Source organism: Collinsella sp. AF36-3AT (assembly GCF_003475205.1).
Lineage (GTDB): Bacteria > Actinomycetota > Coriobacteriia > Coriobacteriales > Coriobacteriaceae > Collinsella > Collinsella aerofaciens_AF.
Genome location: NZ_QROZ01000001.1, coordinates 367164 through 390757, shown reverse-complemented (window position 1 = coordinate 390757; position 23594 = coordinate 367164). Strand labels below are relative to the sequence as shown.

Genomic DNA, 23594 nt, shown 5'->3' with positions numbered 1-23594 from the left:
GACCTCTACATTGACGTTGAGCTTATGAGAGGCGTTTTTTATATCGCGAGAATCCCCAGATGCTCAAGCAAGATCTTAAGCCCGATGAAGACGAGCACGACGCCGCCCACGATGGTGGCAGGCTTTTCGTAGCGCGCGCCAAAGGTGTGGCCGATCGCTACGCCGGCGACGGAGAAGATAAAGGTCGTGATGCCGATGAGCGACACGGCGGGCATGATGTCGACCGAGAGCGCGGCAAATGAGATGCCTACGGCTAGGGCGTCGATTGAGGTGGCGATGGCGAGGATCATGTACTCGCCCAGGTCAATCTTTTCGGCATCCTTGCCGTCGCCTTCATCCTCGTCCTCGGTAAAGGCCTCCCACAGCATTTTGCCGCCAATGAAGGCGAGCAGGATAAAGGCGATCCAGTGGTCGATGGGGCCGATGATGCCCATAAACTGGCTGCCAAGCGCCCATCCGATCACGGGCATGCCGGCCTGGAAGCCGCCAAAGAACAGGCCGAGCACTACGGCGACCTTAAGGTTGATCTTCTTCATGCCAAGGCCCTTGCAGATGGATACGGCAAAGGCGTCCATCGAAAGGCCAACGGCGAGCAGCACGAGCTCTGCGAGTCCCATAGTCTGGCTCCCTCTCTGCGGGCGGGCCCGCGTGTACCTCTTGGGGGAGCAACAAAAAGACTATCCTTGGCACATGGTTGATTGGGTAGTCAAAAGAGCCCGTCCCAAATTAGCTATCTTAGCGGTGTTCGCTCATTCTGTAAGCATCGGATTTCGCGAGCGCCGCGGGGACAAACCGTGAGAAACTATTTAGCGTTTATGGAGCGTATACGATGGGAGCGATGCCTTGGATAAGAACGAGCTGCAAAAGCGTATGGAACAGGCCATCCGCCTGACGGCACCTGGTCAGCCGATCCGCACTGCCCTCGACATGATCATCGCCGGTCACCTGGGCGCCCTTATCTGCGTTGGCGACACCGAAAACGTGCTCGCTGCCGGTAACGACGGCTTCCCGCTCAACATTTCGTTCACCTCGAACCGTCTGTTCGAGCTCTCCAAGATGGACGGCGCCATCGTCATCGACGGCGACCTCACCCAGATCCTGCGCGCCAACTTCCATCTCAATCCCGATCCCTCGCTTGCCACGAGCGAGACGGGCATGCGTCATCGCACCGCCGCTCGCATGTCGGTGCTCACCGATGCCATTGTGATCTCGGTCTCGGCCCGTCGTGCCGTCGTCAACGTGTACGTTCACGGCAAGAGCTACGAGATCCAGCCCGTCACCACCATCATGAGCTCGGTCAACCAGCTCGTCGCCACGCTCCAGACTACCCGTCAGTCGCTCGACCGCTCCTTGCTGCGCCTGACGGCCCTCGAGCTCGACGACTACGTTACGCTCGCCGACATCACCGGTATTTTCTCGAGCTTCGAGATCATGCAGCAGGCAAAGACCGAGCTTAAGGATTGCATCGTCAAGTTGGGCAACCAGGGCAAGCTCGTGCAGATGCAGCTCGAGCAGCTCGCCGGCTCCAGCATGGATACCGAGTACGACTTGATGATCCGCGACTATGCGAGTGATTCCTCCGAGGCCAATGCCGAAAAGATCCGCGCCAACCTGAGCCGTATGACGCCTAAGGACCTGTCCGACCCACAGCATGTGGCGGCGGTTCTGGGTTACGACGACCTGGACGAGGACTCCGTCATGACGCCACTGGGCCTGCGCACGCTTTCGCGCGTGTCCGTCGTGCGCGACGGCGTGGCCGAGAAGATCGTCGACGAGTACGGCTCGTTGCAGGAGCTCATGGACGACATCAGCGAGGATCCGGAGCGCCTGGGCGACTTTGGCGTCAACAACCCTGCCATTCTTGCGGACTCGCTGTACCGCATGAAGGGCACCAAACAGGGGAACGCATAATGGCGCCCGTATGCGCCGTGGTCGTTGCCGGCGGCAGCGGCCAGCGCTTTGGAAATCCCGGCGGTAAGCAGCTCGTTAACGTGGCGGGCCGTCCGCTCATGAGCTGGTCCATCCGTGCGTTCGATCGTAGCGACAAGGTCGGCCACATCGTGGTGGTGTGTCCTGCCGAGCGCCGTGCCGAGATGCGCCGCCTGGCCATCGATCCGTTTGACTATGACACGCCCATCAGCTTCGCCGATGCCGGCGATACCCGTCAGGATTCCACCCGTGCCGGTGTGCATGCGGTTCCGGCGGGTTTCGAATATGTCGCCATCCACGACGGCGCCCGTCCGCTCATCACGACCGAGGCCATCGATCATGCGATCGACGTGCTTGTGGGCGACCGTGCCCTCGACGGCGTCGTGTGCGGCCAGCCTGCCATCGACACGCTCAAGATCGTCGATGGCGACAACATCGTCGAGACGCCGCCGCGCGAGCTCTATTGGGCCGCGCAGACGCCGCAGATCTTTAGCGTCGACGCCATGAAGCGCGCTCACGCCGCTGCTATCGCCGAGGGCTTTATCGGCACCGACGATTCATCGCTGGTCGAGCGCATGGGCGGGCGCGTCCGCTGTGTCCAGAGCCCGCGCGATAACCTTAAGGTGACGGTGCCCGAGGACCTGCGTCCCGTAACCGCGATTCTGCTCGGTCGTATGGCCGAGGGAGAGGACCTTCCCCATGTTCAGTAACCTGCGCATTGGCCACGGCTACGACGTCCACCGTTTGGTGGAGGGGCGTCGATGTATCATCGGCGGGGGTGACATTCCCTACGAGCGCGGCCTGCTGGGCCACTCTGATGCCGATGTGCTCGCGCACGCCTTGGCCGACGCCATTCTGGGCGCCTGCCGCGGGGGAGACATCGGCAAGCTGTTCCCCGACACCGATCCCGCCTACGAGGGTGCCGACTCGATGGTGCTACTTGCCCGCGTGATGGACTATGCACGCGAGCTGGGCTTTGAGTTTGTCGATGCCGATTGCACCATTGCTTGTCAGCAACCCAAGATCACTCCGCACCGCGATGCCATGCGCGCCAACCTTGCCCATGCCCTGGGCGTCGACGTGGAAAACGTGGGCGTCGCCGCCACCACGACCGAAAAGCTCGGTTGGGAAGGCCAAGGCGAGGGAATTGGCGCCTGGGCCGTCTGCCTGCTACAGAAAACCGTTAAGGAGTAACGAATGCGTATCTACAACAGCGCTACCCATAAAAAGGAAGAGTTCCAGCCCATCGAGTCCGGCAAGGTCCGCATGTACGTGTGTGGCCCCACGGTCTACGACAACATCCACATCGGCAATGCCCGCACGTTCATCAGCTTTGACGTGATTCGTCGCTGGCTCATCGCGAGCGGCTACGAGGTCACGTTCGCCCAGAACCTCACTGATGTCGACGACAAGATCATCAAGCGCGCCAACGAGCAGGGCCGTACGGCCGCCGAGGTCGCGACGGAGTTCTCGGACAAGTTCATCGGCGTCATGCGCGCCGCCAACGTGCTCGATCCCGATGTGCGCCCCCGCGCCACCAAGGAGATCGGCCCCATGATCGCTATGATCAAGACGCTTATCGAGCAGGGCCATGCCTACGCCGCCGATAACGGCGACGTGTACTTTGCCGTGCGCAGCGATCCCAACTATGGTCAGGTCTCGGGCCGCAACATCGACGATCTGATGGTTGGCGCGCGCATCGAGGAGAACGAGGACAAGAACGACCCGCTCGACTTTGCCCTGTGGAAGGCCGCCAAGCCCGGCGAGCCCAGCTGGCCGAGCCCCTGGGGCGAGGGCCGTCCCGGTTGGCACACCGAGTGCGCCGCCATGGTGCACCGCTACCTGGGCACTCCGATCGACATCCACGGCGGCGGCTCCGACCTTGCCTTCCCGCATCACGAGAATGAGTGCGCCCAGGCTACTTGCGCCTGGCACCAGGGTTTCTCCAACACCTGGATGCACACGGGCATGCTGCTGGTCGACGGCGAGAAGATGTCCAAGTCGCTCGGTAACTTCTTTACGCTGGCCGAGGTGCTCGAGCAGCACTCTGCCGCGGCCCTGCGCCTGCTGATGCTGCAGACGAGCTATCGCTCGCCTCTCGATTTCTCTTGGGAGCGCCTGGAGGGTGCCGAGAACTCGCTCACGCGTATCGCCGGTACGGTCGAGAATCTGCGTTGGGCTGCAAACCACGCGACGGCCAACGCCGATGAGGCTGCCGCCGAGGCGTTTGCCGCCAAGGCCGCCGAGACCCGCACCGCCTTTAAGGAGTGCATGGACGACGACTTTAACACCGCAGGTGCCATGGGTGCCGTCTTTGGCTTTGTGACCGAGTGCAACCAGTATCTGGAGCAGGCGGGCGACGCTGCCGACAAGGCCGCCGCGCTTGCTGCCGCCGATACGCTGGTCGAGCTGCTCGATACGTTTGGCGTTGAGCTCCCCGAGCCCAAGGTCGAGTTGCCGCTGGGCCTGCTGGGCGTTGCCGCCGGCCTGGTCGCCTACACGGGTGACGACGTGGACGAGGCCGCTGTCAAGATTCTCGAGGCCCGCGCCGAGGCCCGCGCCGCCAAGAACTGGGATCTGGCCGACGCCATCCGCGATCAGCTCAAGGACCTGGGCCTGACGATTGAAGATACTGCCGCCGGCACTCGTATTAAGACTCTCTAATCCCCGCGGGTTTCCCAAGCACCCGACCTTGCCGTTCAAACCGTCGCTCGCGTACTCAAGTACGCGTCGCTCCTCTTTCACGGCAATCTCGGGCACTTGGAAAACCCGTACCGACCGCCCGAGCCACGGCACCTTGCCTTTCAATCGTCGGGCATGACCTTAAGGTCTATGTCCTCCTCTTTCAAGGCAATCTGTCGCACCTCGGGCGGTTGGTCTATTTGTTTCGTTTGATAATTGTGTTAAGGAGGCCGTTTTATGGCCGACAATCGCAAGCGTGCTCCGCGTGGTGGCAAGCAGGCTGCTTCTGGCTCGCGTCCGATTCGCCGCAATGATCGCGCTGCCACTCCCAAGGGCCAGCGCGAGCACTCCCAAGCCCAGGCTGCGCGTTCGCAGCGAGATCGCAACCGCGACAACGTTCAGGTTCCCAAGGGCGAGTTTATCGAAGGTCGTCGTGCTGCCGCCGAGGCACTGCGTACCGGCTTTCCCGTCAAGTGCGCGCTCATCGCCGAGGGCGGGGAGCGCGATGCCGCCTTGTCGCGCCTGGTCGACGACCTCAACGTCGCGGACGTCCGCATTAAGTATGTGCCGCGCACGCAGCTCGATGCGCTGTCGAGCCATGGCGCTCATCAGGGCATTGCGCTCGAGGTGGGCAATTTCCCCTATGCCGATGTCGCCGATATTCTCGATCGCGCGGGTGAAGGACCGGCGCTCGTCGTCGTGCTCGACCATGTGACCGACGATGGCAACTTTGGTGCGATCGTGCGCTCCGCCGAGGTCGTGGGCGCGGCGGGCGTCATCATTGCAAACAAGCGCGCCGCCGGTGTGACCGTGGGCAGCTACAAAACCTCTGCTGGTGCCGTCATGCACCTGCCCATCGCGCAGGTTCCCAATATCGCCCGAGCGCTTGACGACCTCAAGGCCGCCGGCTTTTGGGTGGGCGGTGCTTCCGAGCACGCCGAGGGCAGCTGCTGGGATGCTCCCTTCGAGGGCCGCGTTGCGCTCGTCATGGGCTCCGAGGGCGACGGCATCTCGCGCCTGGTGCTCGAGAAATGCGACTTTTTGACCAAGCTTCCCCAGCGCGGCATGACCGAGAGTCTCAATGTGGCCCAGGCGACCACCGCGCTGTGCTTTGAGTGGCTGCGCCGCAATGCCGGCGAGCTCATGGGGGAGGAGTAGCGCATGTCCAAGAAGAACCGCGCCAAGTCCAAGGCCAAGCGCTTTGGCGAGGGCTCGGCCAAGCCAATTGTTTCGGCCGCGACCTATGGCGTGGGCGGCAATGCGTTTGCGCAGGCTATCGCCGATCCGGTCTCGACGGTGCACTCCAATAAGCCCGAGCTGCTGGTGGTCGACGGCTACAACGTGATTCACTGCACGCCGCGCTACGAAAAGCTCGTGTACGACCATTCCGACGATCCGTATTCCAGCGACGTCCACGATATGGCTCGTACTGCGCTCATCAACGATGTCGCGGCGTTTGCCCAGGGCCGTTACGAGGCCGTGATCGTGTTCGACGGCGCGGGCAACATCTCCAGCGAGCGCCCCAACCTGCCGGCCCGCGGCGTGCGCATCGAGTTTTCGCCGACGGGCGTCTCTGCCGATACCGTGGTGCAGAAGCTCTGCATCGAGGCGCGCGAGGAAGGTCGCGCGTGCTCCGTGGTGTCGAGCGACGGCACGATCCAGGCCGTCGTCATGGGCAAGGGCGTCACGCGCATCTCGAGCCGCATGCTGGTGGACGAGATCAAACAGATCGATAACGACGTTCACGAGGCAGAGGAAGCCCCGCAGATCAAGATGACTCTGGGCAGTCGCCTGAGCCCCGATGCCCTGGCCAAGCTCAAGGCCCTGCGCGGCCGGTAGGGGAGTATCCATAGAGACCCGTTTCCCAATTGGCCGGCCCGTTGATTTGTAATCAATGGACTGTGGGTTGCCGTCGCCAATACGAATAGTTTTTGGTTTTGGCGAACGGATAAAACTATTCGTTCTGACGAATAGTTTTGAGATGTGGTCGGTCGAAGGGTCTGTTGCGCCCCGTCCGTAATTCCTTTATTCTTAACTGGCTTCGCGCGAAAGCGCCAAGTGTGCCAGTGTGGCGCAACGGTAGCGCAACTGATTTGTAATCAGTGGGTTGCAGGTTCGATTCCTGTCACTGGCTCCATGAAAGTTTCGGGCTCTGTCCCCCTGAGGGACAGGGCCCGTTTCTATTTATGTCGATAAGTCGGCGTGTTTGGCGCCAACCAAGCTTCAGGTTTGTCTCGATCTGTAACACGAAGAGGCTGAAAACCGTTCTTACTGTTACAGATTGAGACGTAAGCTGGGGTCTCTGCGTAATATCTCGACCTGTAACAGATAGGGGAGAAAATGTTCTCTATATGTTACAGATCGAGACAAAAGCCGTGTCGAGCTCGGCTGCCCCCCCCCTGAGCGTGGATTATCGGACGTACGAGCGTGGAAAATCTCCCGCTTAGTGAATGATCGTGGATAATCTGCCACTTTGGCCTTGGGGGCACGCCAATAGTGGGAGATTGTCCACGCTCGATTTCAAACGGAAGAAAATCCACGCTCGAATCTGCCACGGAAGCCCGATCTCGACCTATATATAGGTGCAAATAGGCTGTTATCGAAGTTCGATCCTGAAGGTGTACTCCACTACGCCAAAGTGTTACCTTGGGAAATGTCACCTCTGTATCCAAAACCACCGTCCTTCATATCCAAACTCAATAAAACCGCAGGTCACGGCTATATAGATACGCCCGGAACCGTGTATCTAGAGGTTTTCGTTGACAGCCCCCAAGGTTGCATCGTATTATCTTTTTCGTTCGCGGGGGCGGCGGTCCAAAAGACCAAAGGACCTGCGGATACTTGAACGATTGGGAGTTTGCCCGAGTGGTTAATGGGGACGGGCTGTAAACCCGTTGGCTCTGCCTACATAGGTTCGAATCCTATAGCTCCCACCCGTCAAGTGCCTGTATAGCTCAGTCGGTAGAGCACTTCGTTGGTAACGAAGAGGTCACCAGTTCAAGTCTGGTTGCAGGCTCCATCCGGCGGTGTAGCTCAGTTGGTTAGAGCACACGGTTCATACCCGTGGCGTCACTGGTTCGAATCCAGTCACCGCTACCATAGGTAACACGGTGGCTTCTCAATAGTATGTTGAGAGGCCACTATGGTATAAAGGCAAAGTCCCGTCCGGGGACGACCTGTTAAGAGGAGGGCTTTATGGCCAAAGAGAAGTTTGAGCGCACTAAGCCGCATGTTAACATCGGCACCATTGGTCACGTCGACCACGGCAAGACCACGCTGACCGCCGCCATCACCAAGGTTCTCTCCGAGACCGAGGGCTGCAAGGCTGACTTCACTGCGTTCGAGAACATCGACAAGGCTCCCGAGGAGCGCGAGCGCGGCATTACGATCTCCGTCTCCCACGTCGAGTACGAGACCGCTTCCCGTCACTACGCTCACGTTGACTGCCCGGGCCACGCTGACTACGTCAAGAACATGATCTCCGGCGCTGCTCAGATGGACGGCGCTATCCTGGTCATCGCTGCTACCGACGGCCCCATGGCTCAGACTCGCGAGCACATCCTGCTCGCCCGTCAGGTCGGCGTTCCCTACATCGTCGTCTTCCTGAACAAGTGCGACATGGTCGACGATGACGAGCTTATCGACCTCGTCGAGATGGAGACCCGTGAGCTCCTCTCCGAGTACGATTTCCCCGGCGACGACATCCCCGTCATCCGTGGTTCCGCTCTGGGCGCTCTCGAGGGCGACGCCAAGTGGATGGACGCTATCCGCGAGCTCATGAACGCCGTCGACGAGTACATCCCGACGCCTGCTCGTAACAACGACCTCCCGTTCCTGATGGCCGTTGAGGACGTTATGACCATCTCCGGCCGTGGTACCGTTGCTACCGGCCGTGTCGAGCGCGGTGAGCTCAAGCTCAACGAGCCCGTCGAGATCGTCGGCATCAAGGATACCCAGAACACCGTCGTTACCGGTATCGAGATGTTCCGTAAGTCCATGGACTTCTGCGAGGCTGGCGACAACGTCGGTCTGCTGCTCCGCGGCATCAAGCGCGAGGACATCGAGCGCGGCCAGGTTCTCTGCAAGCCCGGTTCGGTTACCCCGCACACCAAGTTCACCGGTGAGATCTACGTTCTGACCAAGGAGGAGGGCGGCCGTCATACCCCGTTCTTCGATGGTTATCGTCCTCAGTTCTACTTCCGTACCACCGACGTTACCGGTACGGTCAAGCTCCCCGAGGGCACCGAGATGGCTATGCCTGGTGACCACATCACCATCGAGGGCGACCTCATCCACCCGATCGCCATGGAGGAGGGCCTGCGCTTCGCTATCCGCGAGGGTGGCCACACCGTCGGTTCGGGCATCGTCTCCACGATCATTGAGTAAATTAGCTCTTTGATATAGCTGACTTAGAGAACCCGGCACTTATTTGGGTGCCGGGTTCTTTTCTGCAATGGATATTGAGCCGTTGCTGGTGTCGAGAGGATCGATAATGGTCCTGGATGCACCGTCGATTAGATCTCGATGGCTTCATTGATGTGTTCCAAATATGAATGGATCCACCGAGAACCAATTGACTCGAGGTTTTCATTGACAGCACTTACGTGGAGCTGATAAAGTAACAACTCGTGCCCGTACGGGGCGGAAATGAAAGGTTCAGGATACATGCGTACTCTAGTTACTCTTGCGTGCACTGAGTGCAAGCGCCGCAACTATACGACCACCAAGAACAAGTCGACCATGCCTGATCGTATGGAGATCAAGAAGTATTGCCCCTGGTGCCGTCACCACACGCTGCACAAAGAGACTCGCTAGTCTCTAGTCATATACGCCAGTAGTTCAATTGGTAGAGCATCGGTCTCCAAAACCGAGTGTTGAGGGTTCGAGTCCTTCCTGGCGTGCCAGTCATTATTCCGTAAGCTCCCACTTGGGGGCTTACGGTTTACTCATGTATAAGCGCATTGCGCGGAGGTAACCCAAATGGCCAACAAGAAGAACAAGAAGAAGGCACAGCAGCAGGCGCCTGCCAACAACGCTGCCGCCAACTCCAAGGTTGAGGCCAAGAAGGCCGTTGCCAAGAAGAGCGAGAAGGCTGCGAAGTCCAAGAAGAACGAGAAGCCTGGTTTCTTCGCCCGCACCAAGAAGTATTTCGCTTCGGTGAAGTCCGAGATGAAGCGTGTCACGTGGCCCGATAAGAAGGAGCTCGTGAACTACTCGGTCGTCGTTTGCGCTTCTCTGATCGTCGTCGGCGTCGTCATCGCTCTGCTCGATGCTGGCTTTGGCGAGGCTCTTGCTCTGTTCTCTGGATTGAGGGGCTAAACCATGTCTAAGCGTTGGTACGTCGTTCACACTTACTCTGGATACGAGAACCGCGTTAAGTCCGATCTCGAGCATCGCATCGAGACTATGGGCATGCAGGACCGTATCTTTGATATCGAGATTCCTATGGAGCGCGTCACCGAGATTAAAGAGGGTGGCAAGCGTGAGACCAAGGATTCCAAGATCTTCCCGGGTTATGTCCTGGTCCGCATGGAGATGGATGACGATGCTTGGACGTGCGTTCGTAACACGCCTGGCGTCACCGGTTTCCTGGGCGGCAACGGCAAGCCCGCTCCGCTTTCCCGCGACGAGTACAACAAGATGACTCGTCGTCCCGGTAAGGGCGATTCGCCCAAGCGCACCTCGGTTGATATTCAGGTCGGCACGTCCGTCCGCGTCACCGATGGCCCGCTTACCGACTTTGATGGCAAGGTCTCCGAGGTTAACACCGAGGCTGGCAAGCTCAAGGTCACGCTGATGATCTTTGGCCGCGAGACGCCGGTCGAGCTCGACTTTAACCAGGTCGCTGTCATCGCTTAAGTTTTCGTCCGTTCGCGCGAGCGTGCTTCTTCTGTGACTGCTCATCTCAGGAGTGCTTCTAACACGTGCGTGCTTACGATATAGCAAGTACTTCACACTCGTGATTCGAAAGGAATGACCATGGCTGAGAAGAAGGTTGCCAACGTCATTAAGCTCCAGATTCCTGCTGGTGCAGCTAACCCCGCTCCTCCCGTCGGCCCCGCCCTGGGCGCTGCTGGCGTGAACATCATGCAGTTCTGCCAGGCCTTTAACGCCGAGACGCAGGACAAGAAGGGCGACATCATCCCCGTTGAGATCTCTGTCTACGAGGACAAGTCCTTCTCCTTCATCACCAAGACCCCGCCGGCGGCTCACCTCATCAAGAAGGAGCTGAACCTCAAGTCTGGTTCCGCTAAGCCCCAGGCCGACAAGGTTGGTCAGCTCTCTCAGGAGCAGCTCACCAAGATCGCCGAGATCAAGATGCCGGACCTCAATGCCAACGACATTGACGCCGCCAAGAAGATCATCGCCGGTACCGCCCGTTCCATGGGCGTCACCATCGCTGAGTAGCGATTTCTTTAGGTAATGACGGGTGCTCCGACCGGGGCGCCCGTTATATGTGTGCAATAGGGCACACGATACGATGTGGGAGGGCTCACGCCCGTTTAACCACAGGAGGTAATGCACATGGCTAAGCATGGTAAGAGCTATAACGCCGCTGCCGAGAAGATCGACCGCGCCACGCTCTACACCCCCCTTCAGGCTGCCAAGCTCATCAAGGAGCTCGACACCGCCAAGTTCGACGAGACCGTCGAGGCCCACTTCCGTCTGGGCATCGATACTCGTAAGGCTGACCAGAACATCCGTGGTTCCATCTCCCTGCCTCACGGCACCGGCAAGACCGTTCGTGTTGCTGTCTTCGCCGAGGGCGAGAAGGCCCGCGAGGCCGAGGCTGCCGGCGCCGACATCATCGGTTCCGACGAGCTCGTCGCCCAGATCCAGAAGGGCGAGATCAACTTCGACGCCGCTATCGCTACGCCGAACATGATGGCCAAGGTTGGCCGCATTGGTAAGATCCTTGGTCCCCGTGGCCTCATGCCGAACCCCAAGCTCGGCACCGTGACCATGGACGTCGCCAAGATGGTCTCCGAGCTCAAGGCCGGCCGCGTTGAGTATCGCGCCGACCGCTACGGCATCTGCCACGTGCCCCTGGGCAAGAAGTCCTTCTCCGAGCAGCAGCTCGTCGAGAACTATGCTGCCCTGTACACCGAGATCCTGCGCGTCAAGCCCTCTTCTGCTAAGGGCAAGTACGTCAAGTCCATCTCCGTGTCTTCCACCATGGGCCCTGGCGTCAAGGTCGATCCCGCTATCCAGCGCGACTTCCTGGCTGAGTAACTAACAGTTACTGCCTGAGCAAAGCAAGCATTGCTAAAGAGACCCGGTTCTGCCTCGTGCAGGACCGAGTCTCTTGCTTTTGAGTCAACGAAACCACCACGAAGGGGACAGGCACCCTTGTGGTGGTTTTACTTGTGTTGTACTTTAGCGCGATGTAGTACTACCCGAGGCCGAAGGGAGCCCAACATGTTTAAGAACACGCAACAGCTCCTAGGCCTAGCGCTACTAGATTGGATAGCGCGCTAGGGTTGTAATCTCGCTATAACGATTTGTTGTACCCGGGTGCGCTATCGTCTGCCGCTTTCAGGCGTGATGAGCGACACGGGTATTTTTCTATCTCTAGGCCTTCTCTCTCTCCTGAAAGCCATCTGTCATAAAACGGTCAATCAGGAGGAACATATAAGCCGCAAAATCACAATCTTTGACGCCACCCTGTGCGACGGTGAGCAGTCGCCGGGCGCCAGCATGAATACCGAGGAAAAGCTCTTCATCGCCCGCCAGCTGGTGCGCATGAACGTGGACGTTATCGAGGCGGGCTTTCCCATCTCGAGTCCTGGTGACTTTCGCTCCGTACAGGAGATTGGCAAGATTGCGGGCGACCGATGCACGGTATGCGGCCTGACGCGCGCTGTCGACAGGGATATCGAAGTGGCTGCAGAGGCGCTCAAAACGGCCCAGAGGCCCCGTATCCATACAGGGCTGGGTGTGAGCACCAGTCACCTGCGCGACAAGCTCCATATGACTGAGGAAAGGGCAATTGAGTGAGCGATCCATGCCGTCAAACATGCTCGCAAGTTCGTTGACGATGTTGAGTTTTATGCCGAGGATGCCGGCCGCTCCGATCAGGAGTTTCTGGTGCGCATTATCGAGGCGGCCGTAAAGGCCGGTGCCACGGTCGTGAACATCCCCGATACGATGGGCCACAACATGCCGTGGGACTTTGGCGTCCGCATCCGTGACCTGCGCGGGCGCTGCGGGTGCGGCCGGTCAGCGTGCGGTCGACGTGATGGAGTATCGCGAGTACGAGATTGAGCGCATTGCGCGCCAGGCATTTGAGGCGGCGCGCAAACGTCGCGGCAAGGTGACGAGCGTCGATAAGCGCAACGTGCTGGAGACGAGCCGCATGTGGCGCGAGATCGTGCATCGCGTGCAAGACGAGGAGTACTCCGACGTGGAGCTTGAGGACCTGCTCGTCGACAACGCCGCCATGCAGCTCATCAGTCGACCGGCAGACTTTGACGTCGTGGTGACGGAGAACATGTTCGGCGACATCCTGTCCGATGAGGCGGCTCAGATTACCGGATCGCTCGGTATGCTTGCCTCTGCCTCGCTGGATGATGGCGTATCGCTGTTTGGGCCGAGCGCTGGCAGCGCTCCTGACATCGCGGGGCTCGGCGTGGCCAATCCGCTGGCTCAAATCTTGTTGGTGGCGATGCTGCTGACCTACGCGCTCGACATGGGCGAGCAAGCCGCGTGGATCGAGAGCGCCGTGGCGCGCGTGCTCGATGAGGGCTGGCGCACCCGTGACATCGCCGATGTCAACACCCCGGCAGATAAGATCCTCGGCACCACGACGATGGGCGACAAGGTCGTCGCCGCGCTGTAGGCGATGCCGATTCAAGCTGTCAAATATCTCAATCTGTAACATCTAAGGGGCAAAATCGTTCCTACCTGTTACAGATTGAGATTTTCGGCTGAGCATCCGTGGTCTGTCTCGATCTGTAACAGCTAACCGATTATTTGGGCCCTACCTGTTACAGATTGAGACAAACCGTTGGGACAGGTCGGACGAGTCAGCAAAACCACCACAAAGGTTCCGGTCCCCTTCGTGGTGGTTTTTAGCGCAACGAGGTGTTCCCAGCCGACCATACGGGCGGCCTTGCGCTCACGCTGCTCGATGACAGCGCATCTTTAGACGCGAAGTGCGGAACCGGGTGCATATACGAGCCGCGTAGCGTTACGAATTCATGGGAATGACCGTATCGCCAATTTGTGCGCTTGCAATCTTGTCTGTGTCACAAACTTGCGAGAACGGCCAGGTCTTGTGGACATCAGTGGTGCCGTTATCCAGTTTATTTGCGAAATAGCCGCTGTGGCTGGTTGCGTCCTCAACATGACCGTCTTTGAACGTCACGATGAGGGGTATGTTGCCAACGGCATCCATAGACTCCTTCATGTTTTGAGACATCTTGCCGCTGTTGTTGTCGTGTTCGATGGAACGATCTATGTTGTAGCGGACTGAAACGCCAACGCAGGATACGGTGGCCTCTTGAATCGTCGCCTTGGTGCCGTTAAAGTTGACCGATTTGGGCGCGGGAATCGTAACGGATGTATCTTCGTAATTCAGCTGGAACTTAAGATCCCATGGGCCCGTAAGTATTTTCTTATACTCGGGAAGCTCTTTGCCAGCACGTGGCACAACGAGAGAGTTGATATGCGTGCGGACGGTCCTGCCCATAAGGCCGGGTGATTCAACGCTGAACTGTGCAAAGTATTGAATGCTGGAGTCATTGGGGTTCTTGTCAATGAGCCATGATTGGCCTTGGCCGCCATGCTCGCCATCAACGTATACGTTTCCATCGACACTTCCGGCGATAGTTCCGTTCTCGCCCGGCTCGGAAAGCTTTTTCAGGGCAGCGGGATCGTCGAACGTAAGCGTATAGGCGATGGTAACCATATCCTTGTCGCCCATGATGGCGTCGGCGGTCACGGTGACTCCGTTGTTGGAGCAGCTAGCACCGACGGGCCGGCCAATACGGTCGATGATCTCGGTTTGAGAAGCAGGTCCGTCAAAGATGTCGGAAAGCATGTCAGAAGGAAGCGGCAGGACGCCTGTTGCCATAGCCGTGCCAGCGCCTCCAATGACGATAGCGAGGACTGCCGTTACAGCGGCAATGCGAGCGACTGTTCTTACGGGATGGCGGGCGATGCGCGGCTTGCGTCGCGTGCCATTAAAGTTGCTTTGAGCGGTCGCCGCATCGCTCGAGGCGACGGACTGAGCAATCGAGTTTGCCATGTGCTGCTTCGCATTATCGGTAAACGAAATGTGCTCCAGGGCGTGGCGATAGTCATTCGAATTCGTAGTCATTGTGGTCTCCTTTCAAGGAAAGCCGAAGTGACGCACGTCCGCGGCTAAGGTGCTGGGCGGTTGCAGCTGGCGTCGCGTGAACGGCGTCTGCGATTTCCCTGATGCTCATGCCTGCGTAGTAGTGCAAAAAGATGGCGATGCGCTGTGCTTGAGGCAGGGCCGTGACAGCGGAAAGAATGGCGCAGTCGCGTTGCGCGAATTCTTGCTCGGTATGTGTTACGGGTGCGCAGAAATCGGGGAGCGAATCGAGGTCGACAACCGGGTGATTCGCGTGCGTACGGCCGATATCGCGACATGCGTTCAGTGCGACTCGGATCACCCAAGCACGTTCGTGTTCGAGCGAGTCGAACGGTTGAGTGCGTTGGAGAATCTTGATCAGCGTGTCCTGGCAGATGTCTTGAGCGTCGTCAGCGGATCCAAGGGCCGAATAGCACAATCGAAGGATGAGGTCGGAATACGTGTCGACCAAGCGCTTTGCTTCCCGCTCGATCTGATCGGCATCGCATCGGAGCGTGCTATTGCGGTTACGGCGTGCAGGCATAGTGTCACCTCCAATTGGTCGTGGTGGATATAGGGAAGGCGTCTCGCGAGGTCCCTCTACATACAACACGGTCGAGACTGCATAAGTTGACAAAAAAAGACGGCACGTGAGCGCCGTCCTTACAAAACAATGAGTGTTCTCGTTAATTACACAAGCACCGTGATGGACAGGTCGGACGAGTCAGCAAAACCACCATAAAGGTGCCTATCCCCTTCGTGGTGGTTGTTGGCAGTTACCAGGGTGTTCTGGCGGTTGAGGACTCGATGGCCTCGTGGCGCTTGAGCTCGCGGCGCATGGTTTGCGAATTGAGCCAAGCGGCCTTCCAACCGCGCGTGGGGTAGCGCGCCTCGTCAATTTCGATCTTGGTATAGCCGCAGGCGTTGACAATCTTCGTTCCGCATGGGTGTTGGCGCTCGCGTTGAAAGTTGGGGCCGTAGCTTTGGTGCACATGCCCGTGAATCATATAGTCGGGACCCCAAGACTCAAGAGCCGCATTAAAGCACTCGAATCCTCGATGCGGCAGGTCGTCCAGGTCGCCCATGCCTGCGACGGGTGCATGGGTAAGTAGAATATCGCATCCGTCTACCAGTGCGATTTTTCGCGATAGCTTGCGCATGCGTTTTGCCATCTCGCGCTCGGTATACATGTTCGCGCCGTCGCGGTAGCGCATGGAACCGCCCAGACCCGCAATGCGAATACCTCGGTACACATATACGCTGTCCTCAACACAAATGCACCCGCCCGGTGCATGGCGCGCGTAGCGGTCGTCGTGGTTGCCACGAACGTACACAAGCGGTTTGTTGATGACAGTGACCAAAAACTCAAGATAGTCCGGATCCAGGTCGCCTGCGGATAGAATCAGGTCAACGTCCTCAAAGCGCTCCTTGCGAAAGCACTCCCACAGGCATCGCTCTTCGGTATCGGCTATGGCAAGGATTTTCATAGGGCGCGGACCTTCGGCTCGTTATCGAGCTGCGGAATCGAGCCTATAACGTTGTCAGCCAGCCAGTTCATCTCGACAATCTGCGTACTCGGCAGGGGAGGGAAGCCCTCAATCTGAACCACGCCGTCCTGGCTGTGGAGCTCGCCGCCAAATGGGTTGATGGAGCCCTCGACAATGCCGTTGCGAAGCAGCTGCACAAGTTTACGCGTCTGATAGGGTAGGCCCGGAGCGTAGCGAATATCGATGACGCCGGAGCTCATACCGTACCAGTAGTTGACGGCGCGCACCTGCTGGTCATCGGCGGTCTCGTCCCATGTGCCGTGCAGTAGGCTGCGTACGATGAGTTCGTAGTAACGGCCCCAGTTCCATACCGGCATAGCAATACCGGTAACTTCCTTGCCGTTTACCAGACGGTGAAGCCCGTAGGCGGTGGGGTCCTCGAGAGACTTGGACATATCGGCGCCGGTCATGACGCTCACGCCCTCGCGACACATGGCTTCGGCAAGACCGCCGGCGGGTACATCGCCCCAGGTGAGGATTACCTGCGCACGAGGGTCGAGCAGCGAGGCGCCGATGGCAAAGGCGTTGATCTCGCTAAGCGCTCCCGACGCAAAGACCGACGCGTGGTAGCCAATGCGATGGTTGTCCGCCATGCTGGCCGCAAGGGCGCCCAGGAGAAACTTGGCCTCGTACATCTTGCCAAAGTACGAACGGACGCTTTGGTGGGGAAGGCCGATAGAGCAGTTGAGGAATCGCACCTGGGGATACTCAACGGCGGCTCTGAGCGTATATTCCATCAGGCGGTGTGAAGTCGAGAAGATGACGTTCACCCCGTGCTTGACGGCGGTCTCCACGGCGGCGTAGAACACGTCCGGATCGTGGCAGTCCTCGAACGCCTCGGTGCGCACGATGCCGCCAAAGTGCTCATCGAGATACTGACGCCCTTGGTCGTGAAGGCTGTCCCAGCTCGACGTCGCACAGGGGAACTCATGGATAAAGGCGATGCGCAGGGGATTGGCCGCCGAATAGACGGTCTTGCCCATAAAGAAGTTGAGCACACCGGAGGTGGACTTGGCGGGCGACTCCTCCTCATCGACACTCGGCGCTTCGACAAGATCGACCTTGTCCTCGTCACTTTTCCCGGCGATGACCAGCTCGCGCCAGATCTTGCACAGGCGGTTTACGACGATATCCGTTGGCGTATCCAGCAGGCGGTCCTGGTTGTACACATTGAGGTAGACGAGCATGGCGTCGGCGGGCGTAATGTCCAGGTGGTCGCCGCCCGCGCGAAGGTAGGCACGCTTAAAGAGCAGGAAGGTGTGGCGCAGGTAGTCGACCTTTTTCTGCGGCCATTTTTCGATAAGGTTCTGACCGAGCATCTTGGCGAGCGTTTCGTAGCTTCCCTCGCGAGAGAACTCGATCTCGTATAGGGGGCAGACGCGCCAAAACGCGCAGAACTCGCCGTACAGGCGGCTTTCGACGGAATCCCATGTGCCGGGGTAGAGACGGGTAATCTTGGCCGAAACCGTCGGGGCGTCCAGGAATTTGAGGACACTGACACGTTTGTTGCCTTCCTGGACATAGAACCGATGCATGAACTCGGTGACGATGATGGGGTCGCGATAGCCCTCGGTCACCTGGATGTCGTAGAGGTTGGACCATTTGCGGGCGAACTCGGTGCCAAACGGCAGCAAGGGCATAAAGTTGCATGAAAAGGCGGACTGACGGCCCTTGGTAACCGTGCCGACGACCATTTCGAGCGGAATGTCTCTCAGGCCGACATTCTCTCGCTGGCCTAAGGGGAGCTGAGCAACTAAGCTATCGAGGTCCGTGAGGTACGGATGCTCGCTTTGACTAATGGCGCGTCGACGTCCTTGCTCGCCGCGCTTGCGTGCTTGACGATAGGCCTCTTCCATAGTTTTGCTCCCTTAGTCGTTTAAACAACTATATGAATCATGGTACCACGAATGAAAACCACCACAAAGGTGCCTGTCCCCTTTGTGGTGGTTTAGGCGATGATGGGGGCGATGGCGCGGATGCAGGCGTCGGCTGCCGTGAAAGTAGTGCTGTCGTCGCTGACGATAAAGATGATCTTGCCCTTGATGCCAAAGTCGCCGATCTCGCTAAAGAGCACATAGGGCTCCTTGTCAAAGCCTGAGATGGGCGAGACAGCCGTTTTGGTGGCGCTGGCGAGCTCGCCTGCTAACGCATCGAGCGACGCCCATTTGGAGGGGTCTTTGACCGCGACGGGGACGGCCACGCGCCCAAAGGGCATCAAATGCACGAGTGTGTTCTTAGAGATGCTGGAGTTGGGGACGATGATGGTCTGCCCGCAGGCATCTTCGATGGTCGTGTGGCGCCAAGTGATGTCCTGGACCACACCCGACACGCCGCCGACCTCGATATTGTCGCCGGGCTTGATGATGCCCATAAAGGTCACTTGCATGCCGCCGATAAGGTTTGATAGCGTGTCCTGAAAGCCGAGCGAGATGGCGATGCCGCCGACGCCAAGAGCGGCGACGAGCGCGTTTGCGTTAATGCCAAAGCAGTTGTCGAGGATAAAGCTGCCGCCGATCATCCAAATGACGGCACGCGCGATGTTGATGAAGATGCTCGATGCGGGAAGCGGGTTGTCGTCTCGGTTGAGTAGGTGGCGCAGGGTCTTGGATGCCACCTTGGCGGCGATGGCGGTGACTATTACCAAGATGACGGCCCAGATGATGTTGTGGACCCAGCGCTGCTCAAAGAAATGAAGAATCGGTTCAAACAATTCCATGTAGGGAAAACCTCCTAATGATCATTCAACCATGATACCCACCAAAAAGCCCGTCCGATCACATCGGACGGGCCGATAACTTGAGATGGGGTGGCCGCGGTGGCGTAAGCTGGGCCGCCGGCGAGCACGCCGGCAAGGAGTGCGGCGGTCAAGCAAGACGGGGAAGGAGTCTTCTCATGGCAGTTTCCTTAGTTCTTAACCAGTGGTTCCTGCTGACGCTGGATTATCGACATGATATGCGAAAACCGTCGCAAAGGTATCTGTTCCTTTGCGGCGGTTTTGACGTTTGCGCAGATAAAACCTGCCAAAATAAACCTGTCCCTTATTGGCAGGTTTTAGCTCAGCAGCATGCGGTCGTTGGCGAGCTCGCCGCCCGAGACCTCCTCGAACTTCTGCAGCAGGTCGGCGACGGTGAGCGACTTCTTCTCGTCGCCCGCCACGTCGTAGATAACGTGGCCCTCGTGCATCATGATCAGGCGATTGCCCAGACGGATGGCGTCATTCATGTTGTGCGTGACCATGAGCGTGGTCAGGTGGTTCTCGTCGACAATCTCCTCGGTCAGATTGAGCACCTTAGAGGCGGTCTTGGGGTCGAGGGCCGCCGTGTGCTCGTCGAGCAGCAACAGGCGCGGCTTGGTGAGCGTGGCCATCAGCAGGGTGAGTGCCTGGCGCTGGCCGCCCGAGAGCAGGCCGACCTTAGCGTTAAGGCGCGTATCCAGACCAAGGTCCAGACGCTTGAGCAGCTCAACGTACTCGTCCTTTTCGGCCTTGGTGACGCCCCACGAAAGACCTCGACGCTGGCCGCGGCGCTTGGCGAGGGCTAGATTCTCGGCGATCTGCATGTCGGCTGCAGTGCCGCGCATGGGGTCCTGGAAAACACGGCCCAGGTACTTGGCGCGCTGCGACTCGCTCAGACGCGAGATATCGTTGGCGTCGAGCTCAATAACGCCCGAATCGAGCGGATACACGCCGGCGATCATATTGAGCAGCGTGGACTTGCCGGCGCCGTTGCCGCCAATCACGGTTACAAAGTCGCCGTCGTTAAGGGTGAGGTCGACGCCGGTGAGTGCGCGCTTCTCGGTGACGGTGCCCTTGTTAAAGGTCTTTTTGACGTGCGAGAGCTTAAGCATCTGCCTCATCCCCCTTCGTGTAGGAGCTGCGGAGCTTATAGCGCTCCCAAACCACGGGCACGCACAGGGCCACGGCAACGATCACGGCGGAGAGCAGCTTCATGTCGTTGGCGTCCATGCCCAGCTGCAGCACGATGGCGCGAATGAGGAAGTACACCACGGAGCCAAAGACGGCAGAGGCAAGACGGACGCTAAACTGCGTCAGACCGCCGGGCAGCAGACGGCCGAGCACCTCGCCGATGACGATGGCGGCAAGACCGATAACGATGGCGCCGGTGCCCATGCCAATGTCGGCATACTTTTGGCTCTGGCAGATGAGTGCACCCGAAAGGCCAATGAGGGCGTTGGAGAGCACGAGGGCGATCATCTTGGTGGAGTTGGTGTTAACGCCCAGGGCGCGGATCATGTACTCGTTGTTGCCGGTGGCACGCAGCGCCGAGCCGATCTCGGTGCCAAAGAACCAGTACAGGATGGCGACGATGGCCACGGCCAGCACAATGCCCAGGATGATGGCAACGGTGGACTGCGGCAGGCCCGTCATGTGGCTGACGGATGAGAAGATGGTGCCCTTGGCAAGGATGGGCGTGTTGGATTTGCCCATGATGCGCAGGTTGATGGACCACAGACTGATCTGTGTAAGGATTCCGGCGAGGATTGCAGGAATCTCAAAAACGGTGGTCAAGATGCCCGTGACAGCGCCCGCGATGGCGCCGGCGCACATGCCGGCAAGCACGGCGAGCAGCGGGTCGACGTTGTTATTGACGATGAGCACGGCGCAAACACAGCCGCCGAGGGCAAAGCTGCCGTCGCAGGTCATATCGGGGATGTCGAGCAGGCGGAACGTGATAAACACGCCGAGCACCATGATGCCCCAGAGGACGCCCTGCGAAACGGCGCCCTGCAATGCAATGAGCATGCTTCATACCTCCTAGGATAGGGTGGACACGTGATGTTCCATAATAGCGGTACCAATGCATAAAAGAGCGGTGGACAGACGTTTTGTTTTACCTGAAACAAGCAGGGCGAACGCCGGTCTTTAGCGTTCGCCCCAATGACTCAGATATTGAATAACGCAGTAGTGGCGCGCGTGCGGGCCCTAGACGCGTTACCGCGCATGGCGCTACGCGTCCAGAGCGGAAAGGTCGATACCCAGAGCCTCGGCCATCTCGTCGTTTTTGACGACGACCAGGTCCTTGCTCGAGAGTTGCTCAATCGGCATATCCTCGGGCTTGGCCTCGCCCTTCAAGATCTTGACGGCCATCTCGCCTGCAGCGTAGCCCAGGTCCTCATAGTTGATGGAGAGGGTGAACAGACCGCCGGCCTTGCACATGCCCTCCTCGCCAGTCACAAAGGGGAGCTTGTTCTCCTTGCAGATCTGGCCGACTTGCGAGGCGCCCGCGGCGATGGTGTTGTCGGTGGGGGAGTAGAGCGCGTCGACCTTGCTCACGGCGGACTCGACGACGGACTGGATCTCGTTGGAGCTCGAGACGGTGAAGTCGGTGTACTCCAGGCCCAGCTTGTCGAGCTCCTTCTTGGCGGCCTTGATCTGGACGTCGGAGTTGGACTCGGCGGTGCAGTAGAGCAGGCCGACCTTCTTAACGTCGGGCAGGACCTTCTGCATCATCTCGAGCTGCTCGGCGACCGGGGTGAGGTCGGAAGCGCCCGTGACGTTGGTGCCGGGCTTGTCGTTGTCCTGGACCAGGCCGGAAGCGGCGTAGTCGGTGATGGCGCAGCCAACGATGGGGATATCAGCGGTGGCGCCGGCGGCAGCCTGCGCGGCGGGCGTAGCGATGGCATAGATCAGGTCGACGCCGTCGCCTACGAACTTGTCGGCAATGGACTTACACGTGGACTGGTCGTTCTGGGCGTTCTTCTGGTCGATCTTGACCTTAAGGCCACTCTTCTTGATGGCCTTGACAAAGCCGTCGTTGGCGGCATCGAGCGCGGAGTGCTCGGTGAGCTGCAGAACGCCGATGGTGTAGTCGGAACCGGCGGCAGCGGAGCCGGAACCAGAGTTGCCGCCGCATCCGGCGAGCGGAGCGAGCGCGAGCAGGCCAGCGGAGACAAGAAGGCTCCTGCGGCTGATGGTGATGTCCTTCATATCATTACCCCCAGTATAAAAATGGCTGGAAACACTGCACTAGGAAAAAGTGCAAGTGGGACTATAGTAACGCCGTTGTCCATTTTTACAACATCCTGGCGAGTTTTTTAATACTGAACTGGACGGGCGGTGCTGAGGAATGACGGACGGTAACGGGGCTTACGCTGCGGGCGCGGGGCTGTCTTCTTCGTCTAGCGCGGCAAAGAGTTTCTTGCCGTCGAGTAAACGCGTGCTGACGTTTCTCATGCGGCTGACCTCAACGGTGCGCAGGGTGTCGTCGGCGCCTCGGGTGTCGTAGACCGTTCCCAGCAGATACGAGACGCCATCGCGCTGCCTGATTGCAAAGGGCCGGACCGTCATCCGCACCACCTCGGTTTCGCCCCGGGTCAGGACGTTTGAGATATCAAAGCTGACGGTTGTTCCATGGTCGATGGCCTGTTCGACGAGCTCGCACGTGTCGATACGCTTGGCGCGCGGACGCGTTGTCTTGACGGGCGCGTCGTTGGCGGCCGGTGCCGGTTCGGGCATATCGAGGTAGCCGCGAACATCGGCGCTCGCCATGGCGACCAGGTGCTGCGCCATGCTCTTTCGAATGGCTATGGGCGTCGATCGGTTGCGCATGACCATGCCGTGGAGCCGTATGATTTCCTCGTCAGCAAGTGGGCGGGTGAGGAGCCGATAACCCACGCCGCGTTTATAGTCGATTTCGTATCCGGCGTGACGAAGTGCCGATATCGAGGTATAGATGCTGCGGCGTGCCGCCGAGATGGGCATGCGGGCGGGGTCGTCAGGATGGGCGAGGAGCTCGACCAGCTCGTCAGAAAGCAGCGCTTTGTCCTCGCCGGTGTTCTCGCTCAAGAGCTGCAGGATGCGCACGGCGCGATAGGCTGCCATCGAGGCGGAGCCCCTGGTCGTGGTCTCGTAGTTTTCAACAACGGCTTCGGTCATGGCGCCCACGTCCTTTCCTTTTTTGGTGATGGCAGATCAGAGCCTAGGGCGCGGAGCCTGGCCAAGGACGCGTGGCGCCTTGGACGGTCGGTGGTTGCCGGCAAACGGCGGGTCGAGTTTTCAACAACCCTGCCTAACTGACCAAAACCTTGCCAAAAGCTTGACGAATGCTGTTGAAAAAGCGCCCCTCGGCGGATGTCGAGAGGCGCTTGTGCGATGAGCG

The 23594-nt window shown here is 59.1% G+C and carries 23 protein-coding genes, 5 tRNA genes and 1 pseudogene; 19 read left to right on the top strand and 10 right to left on the bottom strand.

Going from position 1 to position 23594, the window contains the following annotated elements:
* Positions 1–38 precede the first annotated feature (38 nt).
* Positions 39–617, bottom strand: coding sequence for a manganese efflux pump MntP family protein (locus DW003_RS01720; protein WP_118387177.1), 579 nt, complete (start codon positions 615–617; stop codon positions 39–41).
* Positions 618–870: 253 nt separating this feature from the next.
* Between DW003_RS01720 and disA the strand changes: the two genes are divergently transcribed.
* The 19 genes and pseudogenes from disA (at position 871) to DW003_RS01625 (ending at position 13450) form a co-directional block, all read left to right on the top strand.
* Entirely contained in the window at positions 871–1911 is a 1041-nt protein-coding gene (disA, locus tag DW003_RS01715; protein ID WP_369831362.1) for a DNA integrity scanning diadenylate cyclase DisA, read from the top strand.
* The gene (gene ispD, locus DW003_RS01710; protein ID WP_117646055.1) at positions 1911–2639 is read left to right on the top strand and encodes a 2-C-methyl-D-erythritol 4-phosphate cytidylyltransferase; all 729 of its coding nucleotides are present in this window, start codon (positions 1911–1913) and stop codon (positions 2637–2639) included. Before disA ends, ispD begins: the two co-directional genes overlap by 1 nt.
* Positions 2629–3123, top strand: a complete 495-nt coding sequence (gene ispF / locus DW003_RS01705; protein WP_118385095.1) for a 2-C-methyl-D-erythritol 2,4-cyclodiphosphate synthase — start codon at positions 2629–2631, stop codon at positions 3121–3123. The genes ispD and ispF overlap by 11 nt, the downstream gene beginning before the upstream one ends.
* Before the next feature lie 3 nt (positions 3124–3126).
* Entirely contained in the window at positions 3127–4593 is a 1467-nt protein-coding gene (gene cysS / locus DW003_RS01700) for a cysteine--tRNA ligase (protein WP_118387175.1), read from the top strand.
* A gap of 255 nt (positions 4594–4848) precedes the next feature.
* Positions 4849–5769, top strand: a complete 921-nt coding sequence (gene rlmB / locus DW003_RS01695; protein WP_118387173.1) for a 23S rRNA (guanosine(2251)-2'-O)-methyltransferase RlmB — start codon at positions 4849–4851, stop codon at positions 5767–5769.
* 3 nt (positions 5770–5772) lie between these two features.
* Entirely contained in the window at positions 5773–6450 is a 678-nt protein-coding gene (locus DW003_RS01690; RefSeq protein WP_006234978.1) for an NYN domain-containing protein, read from the top strand.
* Between the two features lie 223 nt (positions 6451–6673).
* Positions 6674–6748, top strand: a tRNA-Thr gene (locus tag DW003_RS01685).
* 714 nt (positions 6749–7462) lie between these two features.
* Positions 7463–7544, top strand: a tRNA-Tyr gene (locus DW003_RS01680).
* A 10-nt stretch (positions 7545–7554) separates the two neighbouring features.
* A tRNA-Thr gene (locus DW003_RS01675) sits at positions 7555–7630 on the top strand.
* A 3-nt stretch (positions 7631–7633) separates the two neighbouring features.
* Positions 7634–7710, top strand: a tRNA-Met gene (locus DW003_RS01670).
* A 96-nt stretch (positions 7711–7806) separates the two neighbouring features.
* Complete coding sequence (tuf, locus tag DW003_RS01665) at positions 7807–8997, top strand: elongation factor Tu (RefSeq protein WP_089572520.1); 1191 nt, start codon at positions 7807–7809, stop codon at positions 8995–8997.
* A gap of 279 nt (positions 8998–9276) precedes the next feature.
* Positions 9277–9426, top strand: a complete 150-nt coding sequence (gene rpmG / locus DW003_RS01660) for a 50S ribosomal protein L33 (protein WP_022093895.1) — start codon at positions 9277–9279, stop codon at positions 9424–9426.
* Positions 9427–9439: 13 nt separating this feature from the next.
* Positions 9440–9515: transfer RNA gene (locus tag DW003_RS01655), tRNA-Trp, on the top strand.
* Positions 9516–9591: 76 nt separating this feature from the next.
* On the top strand, positions 9592–9930 hold the full coding sequence (secE, locus tag DW003_RS01650; protein WP_089572519.1) for a preprotein translocase subunit SecE: 339 nt from the start codon (positions 9592–9594) through the stop codon (positions 9928–9930).
* Between the two features lie 3 nt (positions 9931–9933).
* Complete coding sequence (nusG, locus tag DW003_RS01645) at positions 9934–10470, top strand: transcription termination/antitermination protein NusG (RefSeq protein WP_006234984.1); 537 nt, start codon at positions 9934–9936, stop codon at positions 10468–10470.
* A 120-nt stretch (positions 10471–10590) separates the two neighbouring features.
* Positions 10591–11019, top strand: coding sequence for a 50S ribosomal protein L11 (gene rplK, locus DW003_RS01640; RefSeq protein WP_022093893.1), 429 nt, complete (start codon positions 10591–10593; stop codon positions 11017–11019).
* A 117-nt stretch (positions 11020–11136) separates the two neighbouring features.
* Positions 11137–11844, top strand: coding sequence for a 50S ribosomal protein L1 (gene rplA, locus DW003_RS01635; RefSeq protein WP_089572518.1), 708 nt, complete (start codon positions 11137–11139; stop codon positions 11842–11844).
* A gap of 312 nt (positions 11845–12156) precedes the next feature.
* Positions 12157–12876, top strand: a pseudogene (locus tag DW003_RS01630) (hypothetical protein).
* Positions 12785–13450 carry an isocitrate/isopropylmalate family dehydrogenase gene (locus DW003_RS01625; RefSeq protein ID WP_233540848.1) on the top strand — a complete coding sequence of 222 codons (666 nt, stop codon included), beginning with the start codon at positions 12785–12787 and terminating at the stop codon, positions 13448–13450. The pseudogene DW003_RS01630 and the gene DW003_RS01625 overlap by 92 nt, the downstream one beginning before the upstream one ends.
* Positions 13451–13801: 351 nt before the next feature.
* Here DW003_RS01625 and DW003_RS01620 read toward each other — a convergent pair whose 3' ends face one another.
* From DW003_RS01620 to DW003_RS01580, 9 genes are all read right to left on the bottom strand, one after another.
* Positions 13802–14932 carry a DUF4179 domain-containing protein gene (locus DW003_RS01620; protein ID WP_118387171.1) on the bottom strand — a complete coding sequence of 377 codons (1131 nt, stop codon included), beginning with the start codon at positions 14930–14932 and terminating at the stop codon, positions 13802–13804.
* Positions 14913–15473, bottom strand: coding sequence for an RNA polymerase sigma factor (locus DW003_RS01615; protein WP_117583099.1), 561 nt, complete (start codon positions 15471–15473; stop codon positions 14913–14915). The genes DW003_RS01620 and DW003_RS01615 overlap by 20 nt, the downstream gene beginning before the upstream one ends.
* A gap of 232 nt (positions 15474–15705) precedes the next feature.
* Positions 15706–16416, bottom strand: a complete 711-nt coding sequence (locus DW003_RS01610) for a metallophosphoesterase (RefSeq protein ID WP_117635372.1) — start codon at positions 16414–16416, stop codon at positions 15706–15708.
* On the bottom strand, positions 16413–18332 hold the full coding sequence (locus DW003_RS01605) for a BMP family ABC transporter substrate-binding protein (protein WP_118387169.1): 1920 nt from the start codon (positions 18330–18332) through the stop codon (positions 16413–16415). Before DW003_RS01605 ends, DW003_RS01610 begins: the two co-directional genes overlap by 4 nt.
* A 92-nt stretch (positions 18333–18424) precedes the next feature.
* Positions 18425–19192, bottom strand: coding sequence for a mechanosensitive ion channel family protein (locus tag DW003_RS01600; RefSeq protein ID WP_118387167.1), 768 nt, complete (start codon positions 19190–19192; stop codon positions 18425–18427).
* Positions 19193–19527: 335 nt separating this feature from the next.
* Entirely contained in the window at positions 19528–20322 is a 795-nt protein-coding gene (locus DW003_RS01595; RefSeq protein WP_118387165.1) for an ABC transporter ATP-binding protein, read from the bottom strand.
* Complete coding sequence (locus DW003_RS01590) at positions 20315–21238, bottom strand: ABC transporter permease (protein WP_022093886.1); 924 nt, start codon at positions 21236–21238, stop codon at positions 20315–20317. The genes DW003_RS01595 and DW003_RS01590 overlap by 8 nt, the downstream gene beginning before the upstream one ends.
* A 204-nt stretch (positions 21239–21442) precedes the next feature.
* Positions 21443–22423, bottom strand: coding sequence for an ABC transporter substrate-binding protein (locus tag DW003_RS01585; protein WP_118387163.1), 981 nt, complete (start codon positions 22421–22423; stop codon positions 21443–21445).
* Between the two features lie 159 nt (positions 22424–22582).
* Complete coding sequence (locus DW003_RS01580) at positions 22583–23371, bottom strand: WYL domain-containing protein (protein WP_147352172.1); 789 nt, start codon at positions 23369–23371, stop codon at positions 22583–22585.
* Positions 23372–23594 lie beyond the last annotated feature (223 nt).